This window comes from Massilia aurea (genome assembly GCF_014200505.1).
In the GTDB taxonomy this organism is placed as follows: domain Bacteria; phylum Pseudomonadota; class Gammaproteobacteria; order Burkholderiales; family Burkholderiaceae_D; genus Telluria; species Telluria aurea_B.
Map to the genome: position 1 here is coordinate 46827 of NZ_JACHBX010000005.1, position 12586 is coordinate 59412.

Annotated in this window: 12 protein-coding genes; 11 read left to right on the forward strand and 1 reads right to left on the reverse strand. The window is 64.5% G+C overall.

The genetic code is table 11. The features are described 5' to 3' along the window. Positions 1–9: 9 nt before the first annotated feature. The 9 genes from gshA to HD842_RS20175 all read left to right on the forward strand — a co-directional run bounded on the left by gshA (position 10) and on the right by HD842_RS20175 (position 8730). Positions 10–1311 (forward strand): glutamate--cysteine ligase, encoded by a 1302-nt coding sequence (gene gshA / locus HD842_RS20135; protein WP_183556646.1) that lies wholly within the window; start codon positions 10–12, stop codon positions 1309–1311. Positions 1312–1399: 88 nt separating this feature from the next. Continuing rightward, the gene (gene gshB, locus HD842_RS20140) at positions 1400–2344 is read left to right on the forward strand and encodes a glutathione synthase (protein WP_183556648.1); all 945 of its coding nucleotides are present in this window, start codon (positions 1400–1402) and stop codon (positions 2342–2344) included. A gap of 4 nt (positions 2345–2348) precedes the next feature. Next, complete coding sequence (locus tag HD842_RS20145; RefSeq protein ID WP_183556650.1) at positions 2349–2750, forward strand: PTS sugar transporter subunit IIA; 402 nt, start codon at positions 2349–2351, stop codon at positions 2748–2750. Positions 2751–2837: 87 nt separating this feature from the next. After that, complete coding sequence (locus HD842_RS20150; RefSeq protein WP_183556652.1) at positions 2838–3107, forward strand: HPr family phosphocarrier protein; 270 nt, start codon at positions 2838–2840, stop codon at positions 3105–3107. Between the two features lie 41 nt (positions 3108–3148). Then, a complete protein-coding gene (gene ptsP / locus HD842_RS20155) occupies positions 3149–4903 on the forward strand; it encodes a phosphoenolpyruvate--protein phosphotransferase (protein WP_183556654.1) in 1755 nt (584 codons plus the stop codon). Positions 4904–4970: 67 nt separating this feature from the next. Further along, positions 4971–6140, forward strand: coding sequence for a homoserine O-succinyltransferase MetX (gene metX / locus HD842_RS20160; protein ID WP_183556656.1), 1170 nt, complete (start codon positions 4971–4973; stop codon positions 6138–6140). Further along, the gene (metW, locus tag HD842_RS20165; protein ID WP_183556659.1) at positions 6137–6754 is read left to right on the forward strand and encodes a methionine biosynthesis protein MetW; all 618 of its coding nucleotides are present in this window, start codon (positions 6137–6139) and stop codon (positions 6752–6754) included. The genes metX and metW overlap by 4 nt, the downstream gene beginning before the upstream one ends. A 145-nt stretch (positions 6755–6899) precedes the next feature. After that, a complete protein-coding gene (locus tag HD842_RS20170; RefSeq protein ID WP_183556661.1) occupies positions 6900–7784 on the forward strand; it encodes a M48 family metallopeptidase in 885 nt (294 codons plus the stop codon). A gap of 7 nt (positions 7785–7791) precedes the next feature. After that, positions 7792–8730, forward strand: a complete 939-nt coding sequence (locus tag HD842_RS20175; protein WP_183556663.1) for a pseudouridine synthase — start codon at positions 7792–7794, stop codon at positions 8728–8730. Here the strand turns inward: HD842_RS20175 and HD842_RS20180 are convergent, their stop codons facing one another. Beyond that, complete coding sequence (locus tag HD842_RS20180; RefSeq protein WP_183556665.1) at positions 8731–9501, reverse strand: exodeoxyribonuclease III; 771 nt, start codon at positions 9499–9501, stop codon at positions 8731–8733. A gap of 202 nt (positions 9502–9703) precedes the next feature. Between HD842_RS20180 and HD842_RS20185 the strand changes: the two genes are divergently transcribed. Together HD842_RS20185 and pyrE are read left to right on the forward strand one after the other, a co-directional pair. After that, on the forward strand, positions 9704–11665 hold the full coding sequence (locus HD842_RS20185; protein ID WP_183556667.1) for a hybrid sensor histidine kinase/response regulator: 1962 nt from the start codon (positions 9704–9706) through the stop codon (positions 11663–11665). 32 nt (positions 11666–11697) lie between these two features. Continuing rightward, positions 11698–12369: an orotate phosphoribosyltransferase gene (gene pyrE / locus HD842_RS20190; protein ID WP_183556670.1), complete on the forward strand. Its 672-nt coding sequence runs from the start codon at positions 11698–11700 to the stop codon at positions 12367–12369. Positions 12370–12586: the final 217 nt, after the last annotated feature.

The following is a 12586-nucleotide window of genomic DNA, read 5'->3' on the forward strand; positions in this document are numbered from 1 at the left end:
GTCCAATCAATGGTTCCGCACCTCGCCACCGCCCAGACCGGTCCTTTGCTGGACCTGGAAAAGAAAATCCTCGAAGCCACGCCTGCCATCGAGCGCTGGTTCCGCCTCGAGTGGCAGGAGCACACGCCGCCATTTTATTGCTCGGTCGATCTGCGCAATGCCGGCTACAAGCTCGCACCGGTGGACACCAACCTGTTCCCGGGCGGCTTCAACAACCTGGCCAGCGAGATGCTGCCGCTGACGGTGCAGGCGGCCATGGCGGCCGTCGACAAGTATTGCCCGGATGCGCGCAACCTGCTGCTGGTGCCGGACGCCGACCGCCGCAGCCCGATCTACCTGCAGAACGTCGCGCGCCTGATGCAGATCTTCCGCCAGACCGGCTTGCATGTCCGCCTTGGCACGTTCTCGCCCGAGATCACCGAGCCGACCCCGCTGGCGCTGCCTGACGGCAATATGCTCGTGCTCGAGCCGCTGGTACGCTCGGCCAATGGCCGGCGCGTCGGCCTGCCCGACTTCGACCCGTGCACCATCCTGCTCAACAATGACCTGTCGGGCGGTATCCCGTCGATCCTCGAAAACGTTCATGAGCAAGCCTTGCTGCCGCCGCTGCATGCCGGCTGGGCGCTGCGCCGCAAGAGCAACCACCTCAAGGCGCTGGACGAAGTGGCCAAGAAGTTCGGCAAGCTGATCGACATCGACCCGTGGCTGGTCAACCCGCTGCACAGCACCTGCGCCGAAGTCGATCTGCGCGAGAACGTCGGCACCGAAGCGCTGGCCGACGACGTCTCGGCGCTGTTCTCGAAGATCAAGAAGAAGTACAAGGAATACGGCATGAAGGAGCGCAAGCCCTTCGTCATCCTCAAGCCCGACGCCGGCACCTATGGCATGGGCATCATGACCATCAAGGACGCGAGCGAAGTGCGCGACCTGACTCCGGCCCAGCGCGCGCGCATGTCGGTGGTCAAGGATGGCGTGGCCGTGACCGATCTGATCATCCAGGAAGGCGTACCCACCTTCGAATCGATCGACGACGCCGTCGCCGAGCCGGTCGTCTACATGATCGACCGCTATGTCGTGGGTGGCTTCTACCGTGTGCACGCCGAGCGCGGCATCGACCAGAACCTCAATGCCCCCGGTTCGCAGTTCGTGCCGCTGGCGTTCGCGCAGCAGCATGCGATGCCCGATCCGAAGGCCAAGCCGGGCACCGCCGCGCCCAACCGCTTTTACGTGTACGGCGTGGTTGCGCGCCTGGGCATGCTGGCCGCGTCGCTCGAACTCGAACGCACCGATCCGAATCCGGAAGTGTACTGACGCACTGCGTCCGGCACACCTCGGGGCTTGGTCCGCGAGGTTTGCCGATTCGGGCTAAAATCAAGGTATTACATCGATTGGACGCCCCATGAAAATCGCTTTTCTCGCCGACCCGCTGTCCGGATTCAAGATTTACAAGGATTCGACCTTCGCCATGATGCGCGAGGCGGCCCGGCGCGGTCATGCCCTGTACTTCTTCGAACAGCGCGACATGGTGCTCGAAGAGGGCATCGTCAGCGCGCGCGTGATGCAGATTCACCTGACGGGCGAGCCGGATGTCTGGTACACGGCCGATGCCGCCGTCGACGTGAAGCTGTCCGAATTCGACGCGATCATCGAGCGCAAGGACCCGCCGTTCGACATGGAATACGTCTACGGCACCTACTTGCTCGAACTGGCCGTGCGCCAGGGCGCCTGCGTGATCAACAGCCCGTCGGCGATCCGCGACCACAATGAAAAACTGGCGATCGGCCAGTTCAGCCAATACACGTCGCCGACGATGGTCACTTCGGATGAAGCGCGCCTGCGCGCCTTCCACGCCAAGCACGGCGACGTGATCTTCAAGCCGCTCGACGGCATGGGCGGCGCCGGCATCTTCCGCGTGAAGAGCGACGCGCTCAATCTGGGTTCGATCATCGAGACGCTGACGGCCAACGGCCGCCACACGATCATGGCCCAGAAATTCATCCCGGCGATCGACAAGGGCGACAAGCGCGTGCTGGTCATCGGCGGCAAGCCGGTGCCGTTCGTGCTGGCGCGGATTCCGCAAAACGGTGAAGTGCGCGGCAACCTGGCCGCCGGCGGCATCGGCGTGGCGCAGCCGATCAGCGAGCGCGATCGCGAGATCGCCGAAGCCCTCGGCCCATTGCTGGCCGAGCGTGGCCTGTTACTGGTAGGATTGGACGTGATCGGCGAGAACCTGACCGAAGTGAACGTGACCAGCCCGACCTGCTTCCAGGAGATCTTCGACCAGACCGGTTTTGACGTGGCCGCGATGTTCATCGACGCGGTTGAACAGAAAGTACTTGGATAACGACATGGTAGGCATTCTGCTCCTGACCCACGCACCTTTGGGCCAGGCATTCATCGCCGCAGCGACGCACGTGTTTCGCGGCCCCACCGAGCGCGTCGAGGCAATCGACGTGACGGCTGACCAGGATATCGGCCAGATCAACTGCCTGGCCAAGGAAGCCATCGCGCGCCTGGACGACGGCGACGGCGTCCTGGTGATCACCGACGTCAAGGGCGGCACGCCGTCGAATTGCTGCAATTCGCTGGCCGACGCGGGCCACGTGGAAGTCATCGCCGGCATCAGCCTGCCGATGCTGCTGCGCGCGATCACGTACCGGCGCGACTCGCTCGACGTGGTCGTCGAGATGGCGCTGGCCGGCGCGCAGAACGGCGCAGTGCGGGTGGATAACCGGATCCGGGTGGGCTAGGGCAGGCGGCGATGGCGTTGGCAATGGCGATGCGTGCGAGGAGATACCGGGCGCAGTCAGACACATTACAAAAACGATAAAGCGACTATGATTCAACAAGAACTCGAGATCATCAACAAGCTGGGCCTGCACGCACGGGCCTCCGCCAAGTTCACGCAACTGGCCGCCAGGTACAAGAGCGACGTCTGGCTCACCCGCAACGGCCGGCGCATCAATGCCAAGTCGATCATGGGTGTCATGATGCTCGCCGCCGGCAAGGGCGCGAAGGTCACGCTCGAAGCCGATGGCGCCGACGAAGAAGCCGCGCTGGCCGCCCTGACGGCGCTCGTCAACGACAAGTTCGGTGAAGGTGAATAATGCCGCGTGAAGCGGTCCCCTCGCGTTCAACGGATTCTTCCATGGCTTCCTTTCTCCTTCACGGCATTCCGGTTTCGCGCGGCATCGCGATCGGCCGCGCGCACCTGCTCACGCCGGCCGCACTCGACGTCAAGCATTACCTGGTCCCTGAAGAACAGGTTGAGGCCGAGGTGCGGCGCCTGCAGGATGCGATCGCCGCCGTCCACCACAATCTGCAGGAACTCTGGACCGGCCTGCCGAAGGATGCCCCGACCGAACTGGGCGCCTTCATCGACGTGCATGCGTTGATCCTGTCCGACCCGATGATCTCCGAGGCGCCGCTGGACATCATCCGCGCGCGCCACTACAACGCCGAATGGGCGCTGGTAACGCAGATCGATGAACTCTCGGCGCAGTTCGACGAAATCGAAGACCCCTACCTGCGCGAGCGCAAGTACGATATCCAGCAGGTCGCCGAGCGCGTGCTGAAGGTCTTGACCGGCACCGCGCTGAGCGTCGCGCCCGTGTTTGCCGACGAAGACCAGCCACCGCCACAGATGATCGTCGTGGCCCACGACATCTCGCCGGCCGACATGCTGGCGTTTCGCGACCGCTCGTTCATCGGCTTCGTTACCGACGTCGGCGGCCAGAACTCGCACACGGCCATCGTCGCGCGCAGCCTGGATATCCCGGCCGTCGTCGGCATGGACCAGGCCTCTCGCCTGGTCGAGCAGGACGACTGGCTGATCGTCGACGGCGATGCCGGCGTCGTCATCTGCAATCCAAGCCAGTTGGTGCTCGAACAGTACCGCGCGCGCCAGATCACGATGGCCAAGGCACGCAAGCGCCTGCTCAAGCTCAAGAAGACGCCAGCCATCACGCGCGACGGCACCACGATCACGCTGCTGGCCAATATCGAACTGCCCGACGATTGTCCGGCCGCCCTCGAAGCGGGCGCCAATGGCGTGGGCCTGTTCCGCTCCGAATTCCTGTTCATGGGCCGCGGCGCGCAGGCGCTGCGCATCCCGGACGAAGAAGAACAGTTCGAGCAGTACCGCAAGGCGGTGCTGGCAATGAAGGGCCGCCCGGTCACTATCCGCACGCTCGACGTGGGCGCCGACAAGCCGCTCGACCAGACCGACCACACGGCCCTCAATCCGGCGCTCGGCCTGCGCGCGATCCGCTATTGCCTGGCCGAGCCGCAGATGTTCCTGGTGCAGCTGCGCGCGATCCTGCGCGCATCGGCCTTCGGCAAGGTGCGCATCCTGATCCCGATGCTCGCGCACGCGTTCGAGATCGACCAGACGCTGGGCATGATCGAGCAGGCCAAGATCCAGCTGCGCGACGAGAAGATCCGCTTCGACGAAGGCATCGAAGTCGGCGCCATGATCGAGATCCCAGCTGCTGCGCTGGCGCTGCCGCTGTTCGTGCGGCGCATGGATTTTTTGTCGATCGGTACCAATGACCTGATCCAGTATCTGCTGGCGATCGACCGCGTCGATTACGAAGTGGCGCACCTGTATAATCCGCTGCACCCGGCGGTGCTGCAACTGATCGCCTCGACCATCGCCACGGGCCACAAGGCCGGGCTGGATGTGGCGGTGTGCGGCGAGATGGCCGGCGACGTCAAGCTCACGCGCCTGCTGCTGGGCATGGGCCTGCGCGAGTTCTCGATGCACCCGGCGCAGCTGCTGGCGGTGAAACAGGAAATTCTGAATACCGACCTTGGCGTGGTCACCACCCGTACCCGCCGCATCCTGCGCGCGATGGAGCCGGGTGAAATCGCCAGCGCCGTCGAGCAGTTGCAGACCCTGTGAGTCGCGCGCCGTTGCCATGCCCGGCAACGGCGCCACCACCGCATCATCAATCAAAGCACACAGTCCCATGGGATCTCTAGGAATAGTCACACCGCAGGCGATGCACTTCGCCGGGCCGCTGCGCCTGCAAAGCGGCGCGCAGCTCAGCAACTACACGCTGATGTATGAAACCTATGGCACGCTCAACGCCGACAGGTCCAATGCGGTGCTGGTCTGCCACGCCCTGAATGCATCGCACCACGTCGCCGGCCAGTACGACTCGCCCAAGAGCGCGGGCTGGTGGGACAATATGGTCGGCCCAGGCAAACCCGTGGACACCGACCGCTTCTTCGTCATCGGCGTAAACAACCTGGGCTCGTGCTTCGGCTCGACCGGCCCGATGCATCTCAACGCCGCCACCGGCAAGCCGTATGGCGCGAGCTTTCCGCTGGTGACCGTGGAAGACTGGGTGACCGCGCAGGCGCTGCTGGCCGACCGCCTCGGCATCGACCGCTTTGCCGCCGTGATGGGCGGCTCGCTGGGCGGCATGCAGGCCCTGTCGTGGAGCATCAAGTTCCCGGAGCGCCTGCGCCACTGCATCGTGATCGCGTCCACGCCGAAGCTGTCGGCCCAGAACATCGCCTTCAACGACGTCGCGCGCCAGGCGATCCTGACCGACCCCGATTACCACGGCGGCGATTTCTACGAGCATGGCGTGGTGCCGAAGAACGGCCTGAAAGTGGCGCGCATGATCGGCCACATCACGTATCTGTCGAACGACGACATGGCCGAGAAATTCGGGCGCAAGCTGCGCAATGCGGCCGAAACAAACGACTACAACTTCGACTTCGGCGTCGACTTCGAGATCGAATCGTACTTGCGCTACCAGGGCGACAAGTTCTCGGAATATTTCGATGCCAATACCTACCTGTTGATCACGAAGGCGCTCGATTACTTCGATCCGGCGCGCGAGTACGACGGCGATCTCGAAAAGGCGCTGGCCGGTACCAAAGCGCAGTTTCTGATCGCGTCGTTTACGACCGACTGGCGCTTCTCGCCCGAGCGCAGCCGCGAGATCGTCGAAGCCCTGATCAGCAACCGGCGCCGCGTGACCTACGCCGAAATCGACGCCCCGCACGGCCACGATGCCTTCCTGCTCGACGATGCGCGCTACATGAACGTGGTGCGCGCGTATTACAACCGCATCGCGCTTGAACTGGCGCCAGGCGCCGTGACCACCGCCACGGAGGCCGCATGAATTTCGCCGACCTCAATACGCTGCGGCCCGACCTGGCCTTCATCGCGCACTGGGTGGGCGAGCGCGCCCACGTGCTCGACGTCGGCTGCGGCGACGGCGCCATGCTGCGTTATCTTGAATCCGGCAAGCGCTGCTCGGGCTACGGCATCGAGATCGCCGACGACAAGGTCCTGGAAAGCACCGCTCGCGGCATCAACGTGATCCAGCACGATATGGAAAAGGGCCTGGGCCTTTTTGGCGACAACACGTTCGACACCGTGCTGTGTCTGAACTCGCTGCAGATGATGCAGCATGTCGAAGGCCTGCTGCGCGACATCGTGCGCGTCGGCCACGAAGCGATCGTCTCGTTCCCGAACTTCGCCCACTGGCCGCACCGCCTGGCGCTGCTGCGCGGGCGCATGCCGGTTTCGCGCGCGCTGCCGTACCAGTGGTACGACACGCCGAACGTGCGCTGCGCCACGATCTACGATTTCCAGGAACTGGCGGTGGAGTGCGGCCTGGAAGTGCTGGAATGCGTGGCGCTGGCCGACGGCAAGGTGGTCAAGTTTCTGCCGAACCTGCGCGGCAGCATGGCGGTCTTCCGCCTGCGCAAAAAAGCGCCGCCGGCAGTGTAACGCGGGGCAGGTTGCGACTTATGTGCGTTGGCGGCTTGAACCGGGCCGGTACATACGGCATGATCACGTCGATTCTGCGCGGGCGCTGCCCATTTATAACCAATTTTACGAGGCCGGCTGCCAACAACAGCCTGCCGGAGCCATGATGATGAAACTGAAACAACTCGCCGTTTGTCTGACCCTGTTCGCCGCGACCGGCCTGGCCACGGCGCAGGACGCCGGCGTCGTCGTCCAGGATGGCATCGAGGTCAAGCCACTGTCGCGCATGCGCGTGCTGGCGCCCGAAGAACAGGTCAACGAGGCCGCGCGCCTGCAGTACACCGAGATGATGAGCCAGGCCAAGGAGAAGGGCTTGCTGGCCCCGACCAGCGACCCGCAGCTCAAGCGTCTGCGCACGATCGCCCAGCGCATCATCCCGTTCACGCCGCGCTGGAATCCGGTGGCCAGCAAGTGGGACTGGCAGGTCAACCTGATTCAGGCCGACGAGGTCAACGCATTCTGCATGCCGGGTGGCCGCATCGGCTTCTACACCGGCATCCTCACCAAGCTGCAGCTGACGGATGACGAAGCCGCGGCCATCATGGGCCACGAAATCGCGCACGCACTGCGTGAACACGGGCGCGAGCGCCTGGCCAAGTCCAACGTCACCGCGCTCGGCGCGCGTGTCGGTGGCGCGCTGTTGTCGGGCATCTTCGGCGTCGATCCCAACCTGACCGCTACCGCGGCCAATGGCCTGGGCAGCATGCTGGTGCTGAAATTCTCGCGCGACGAAGAGCGCGAGGCCGATCTGGTGGGCCTGGATATCTCGTCGCGCGCCGGTTATGATCCGCGCGCCGGCATCGCGCTGTGGCGCAAGATGGCCACGCTGAACCAGAGCGCGCCGATGGAAATCCTGTCGACCCACCCGGGCGGCGACACCCGCATCAAGGACATGGAAGCGCACATGAACGTGCTGCTGCCGCTGTATGCGCGTGCCAAGAAGACGACGGTCGCCAAGCTGCCGGCCTACAAGAGCACTGCGCTGAATTGAGGCGTTGATGGGCAGTAGCGCCAGGGGCCGTCAGGCCGAAGCCAATGCACTCGTTCCGCTGCCCCTGCGTGACGGCGTCGCGCCCAGCTACCTGTGGCTGACCGAGACGCGCGCCGGCGGCATGCTGCGCTTTTTATGCGAGCGCTTTCCTGACGTGCCGATGCAATCCTGGGCGGCGCGGCTGGAACGGGGCGAGGTCGTCGATGCCAAGGGCGCGCGGGTGGCGTTCGACACGCCGGTGCGCCAGGGCATGCGTATCTGGTACTACCGCGAGCTCGACGTGCCCGAGGTGCCCATCCCGTTCCAGGAGGCGGTGCTGTTCCAGGATGACCACATCCTGGTCGCCGACAAACCGCATTTTTTACCAACGATTCCGAGCGGGCGCTTCTTGCGGGAGACGCTGCTGGTGCGCCTGAAGCGCACGCATGACTTGCCGCACCTGGTGCCCATCCACCGACTCGATCGCGAGACGGCGGGCGTGGTGATCTTTTCGCACAATCCCGCGTCGCGCGGCGCTTACCAGTCGATGTTCCAGAAGCGGGTGGTCACCAAGACCTATGAAGCGATCGCGCCGTTGCTGCAGGGACGTACGCTGCCGTTCACGTACCGCAGCCGCATGCAGGATGCGGCGCAGTTTTTTCTCAGCGAAGAAGTGGCGGGCGAACCCAATTCGGAAACGCTGATCGAATTGATCGAGGGGCGCGGGCTGCTCGCGCGCTACCGGCTGCATCCGCACACGGGGCGCAAGCACCAGTTGCGCCTGCACCTGGCGTCGCTCGGTGCGCCGATCGTCGGCGACAGTTTCTATCCGGTGGCGCGGCCCTGCGGCAGCGACGATTTCAGCGCGCCGCTGCAGTTGCTGGCGCGCGCCATCGCGTTCGACGATCCGCTCACGCGCCAGCCGCGCAGCTTTGCCAGCCGCTTCGATTTGCGCTGGCCGATGTGATTACAGGTCGTAGTCGATGATGAGCGGGGCGTGGTCCGAGAACTTCACGTCCTTGTAGACCGAGACGGTTTTGGCACGCGCCGCGATGCCGGGCGTGGCGACGTGATAGTCGATGCGCCAGCCGACGTTCTTCGCGTAGGCCTGACCGCGGTTGCTCCACCAGGTGTACTGGTCGGGGCGCGCATCCAGGCCGCGGTGCACGTCGACCATCCCCAGTTCGTCGAAGATGCGCGTCATCCATGCGCGTTCTTCGGGCAGGAAACCTGAGTTCTTCAGGTTGCCCTTCCAGTTCTTCAGGTCGATCTCCTTGTGCGCGATGTTCCAGTCGCCGCAGATGACGACTTCGCGGCCCTCGGCCTGCAGCTCTTGCAGATGCGGCAGGAAGACTTCCATGAAGCGGAACTTGGCCAGCTGGCGCTCGGGCGACGAGGAGCCGGACGGGCAGTAGACCGAGATGACGGTCAGGTTGCCGAAGTCGCAGCGCGTGTAGCGGCCTTCGGCATCGAACTCCAGGCACCCGAAACCGATGCGGTGCTGGTCTGGTTCGGTGCGGCTGTAGACGCCGGTGCCCGAGTAGCCTTTTTTCTCGGCGTAGTGGAAGCGCCCGTGGTAGCCGTGCGGGCGCAGGAAATCTTCGGTCATGTCGGCTTCCTGGGCCTTGAGTTCCTGGACGCAGATGTAGTCGGCGTCCTGCGTGGCCAGCCAGTCAAAAAAGCCCTTCTTGTGGGCGGAGCGGATACCGTTGAGGTTTGCGGAGATGATTCGTGGCATGGAGATGTTCAAGCAAGTGAAGAGGGCAGAGCGCACCATGGGGCACGTCGTCAGCCGGCAAGTGTAGCGTGTTTTGATGCTGCCCGTCATGCCTTGAGGTTGTTGCTTTATGGGGACTGGCGGTGATAAATGGCAACGACCTGTTACACTGGCGGTCCCCTGCGCGTCGACGGCACGCCGCATTTTCCTTCTTCCCGACTCCATGAACACTGACAAACCGCTCCCTGCGGACGTCGTCGCTATTTCCGTGCGCGAGCACGATGACGCCACGACCGCCGAACTCTACGATTTCGTGGAGAACGCCGTCGAAGGGCTGCACCGCGTCGGCCCCGACGGCACTATCCTGTGGGCCAACCGCGCCGAATTGCAGATGCTCGGCTATGGCTGGGAAGACTATGTCGGGCGGCATATCGCCGACTTTCACGAAGACCCGGCCACGATCGATTTCATCCTGCGCACGCTGCTCGCGGGCGAGGCGCTGTACGACCAGCCGGCGCGTCTGCGCTGCAAGGATGGCTCGATCAAGCACGTGCTGATCCACTCGAACGGGCACTTCGTCGACGGCCAGCTGCGCTACACACGCTGCTTCACGCGCGACGCGTCCGAACGCCACGAGCGCGACCAGGCGCTGGCGCAGCGCGACGCCATGCTGATGGCCGCGCCGGTCGCTGCGGCGCTACTGATGGGGCCCGAGTTGCGCTTCCGGCTGGTGAACAACCGCTACCGCGACCTGATCGACACCAGCAGCATGCTGGGGCAGACCTTCGACGAAGCGTTTCCGCATCTGGGCGGTGCCGGCGTCGCCGAGGCGGTCGCCCGCGTCTACGCCAGCGGCGTGTCGTACCAGGCGGAGGAGCTGTCAGTCACGCGCCTGGATGCAGATGGTCAACCGGTCGAACGCTTCTTCAAGTTCAGCCTGGAGCCGTTGCTGGACCTGGACGGCCGGCCGGAAGGCGTGATCGTGGTGGCGGTCGACGTGACCGAGCACGTGCGCAACCGCCTGGCGATCGAGCACGCGGCCCGAGAGCGCGAGCAGCTGCTGGTCGACCTGGGCGCGGCCAGCCAGGCCAAGGATGAATTCCTGGCGATGCTGGGCCACGAGCTGCGCAATCCGCTGTCGCCGATCGTCACTGCGCTGCAATTGATGCGCATGCGCGGCGATGGCGCGTACGGCCGCGAGGGCGAGATCATCCAGCGCCAGGTCGACCATCTGGTGCGGCTGGTGGACGACCTACTCGACGTCTCGCGCGTCACGCGCGGCAAGATCGAACTGAAGGTTGAACAGGTCGAAATGGCGCAGGTGACGGGCCGCGCGCTCGAGATGGCGAGCCTGCTGGTCGAGCAGCGCGGTCACCATCTCGAAGTCGATGTCGAGCCGGGCCTAGTGTGGGAAGGCGATCCGGCGCGGCTGGTGCAGGTGGTGTCGAACCTCTTGACCAATGCCGCGCGCTACACCGAACCGGGTGGCCGGATCTGGCTGCGCGCACGGCGCGACGGCGCGGACGTGGTCGAGATCAGCGTGCGCGACACGGGCATTGGCCTGGCGCCGGCGATGCACGAGCAGGTGTTCGAGCTGTTCTTCCAGGGCAAACGCAGCATCGACCGCGCCGAGGGCGGGCTCGGGATCGGGCTGGCGCTGGTCAGGAACATCGTCGAGCTGCATGGTGGCAGCGTCGAAGCGCGCAGCGAAGGACGGGGCCTGGGCAGCGAGTTCGTGGTGCGCCTGCCGCTGCACGGTGTGGCGGGGCTGGCCGCGCCGGTGGCCGTTGTGGCCGCGCCGGTCATCGACAGCGCGCCGCAGCGGGTGCTGGTGGTGGACGACAATGCTGACGGCGCCAACACGCTGGCGCGCCTGCTGACGGCGCACGGGCACACGGTCGAGGTGTATCACGATCCGGTGGCGGCGCTGGCGGCGATTGAACGCTTCCGGCCCGACGTCGCGCTGCTCGACATCGGCCTGCCGGTGCTCGACGGCTACCAGCTCGCCGCGCGCATCCACGTGCTGCCGGCAGGGCGCCTGTGCCGGCTGGTCGCACTGACCGGGTACGGCCAGGCCACGGACCGCGCGCGCAGCCAGGCCAGCGGCTTCGCAGCGCACATGGTCAAGCCGATCAGCGGTGCCGAAGCGCTACGGGTCGTCGCCGGCGAGGCCGTGAGCGATTAAAATAGCCGCTTTCGACATTCAGGGAGAAGTACATGACTGATCTGCGCCAGCAATTCATCGGGTTTTCGGTCGAGGCCGAAGTATTGAAGTTCGGCCAATTCACGACCAAGGCCGGGCGCCTGTCGCCATACTTCTTCAACGCCGGCCTGTTCCACGACGGCGCCACACTGGGCAAACTGGCCCAGTTCTACGCGCAGACGCTGCTCGACTCGGGCGTCGAGTTCGACATGCTGTTCGGCCCGGCCTATAAGGGCATCACGCTGGCCTCCGCCACGGCAGTGGCCCTGGCCGCGAAAGGGCGCGACACGTCGTACGCCTACAACCGCAAGGAAGCGAAAGACCACGGCGAAGGCGGCACCATCGTCGGCGCCAAGCTGCAGGGCAAGGTCGTGATCATCGACGACGTGATCAGCGCCGGCACCTCAGTGCGCGAATCGGTCGCCATGATCCGCGCCGCCGGCGCCGAGCCAGCCGCTGTGTTGATCGCACTGGACCGCATGGAACGCTCGGGCGCCGACGACGCACTCTCCGAGCAGTCAGCCGTACAAGAAGTCTCGCGCGAATTCAACATCCCGGTGATCTCGATCGCCAACCTCGCCGACCTCTTCACCTACCTCGACACCCACACCGCCGACCCCCGCCTGTCGCAACACAAAGACGCCGTCTCCGCCTACCGCACCCGCTACGGCATCCAAAAGCAATAGCCCAACAATTAGGGGCAGAGTCGACTTATTGGGCAATTACCCAATGTTGTCAAACAATTCGACTCTGACCCTAATTTAGATTAGGCGGAAACTCTTGCAAATTAATTAGGGTCAGAGTCGACTTATTGGGCAATTCTCTAGAGTTGTCAAACAATTCGACTCTGACCCTCATTGTTTATGTGCTTGCAGGAATCGATTTATTTTCCGCTTGGAATAT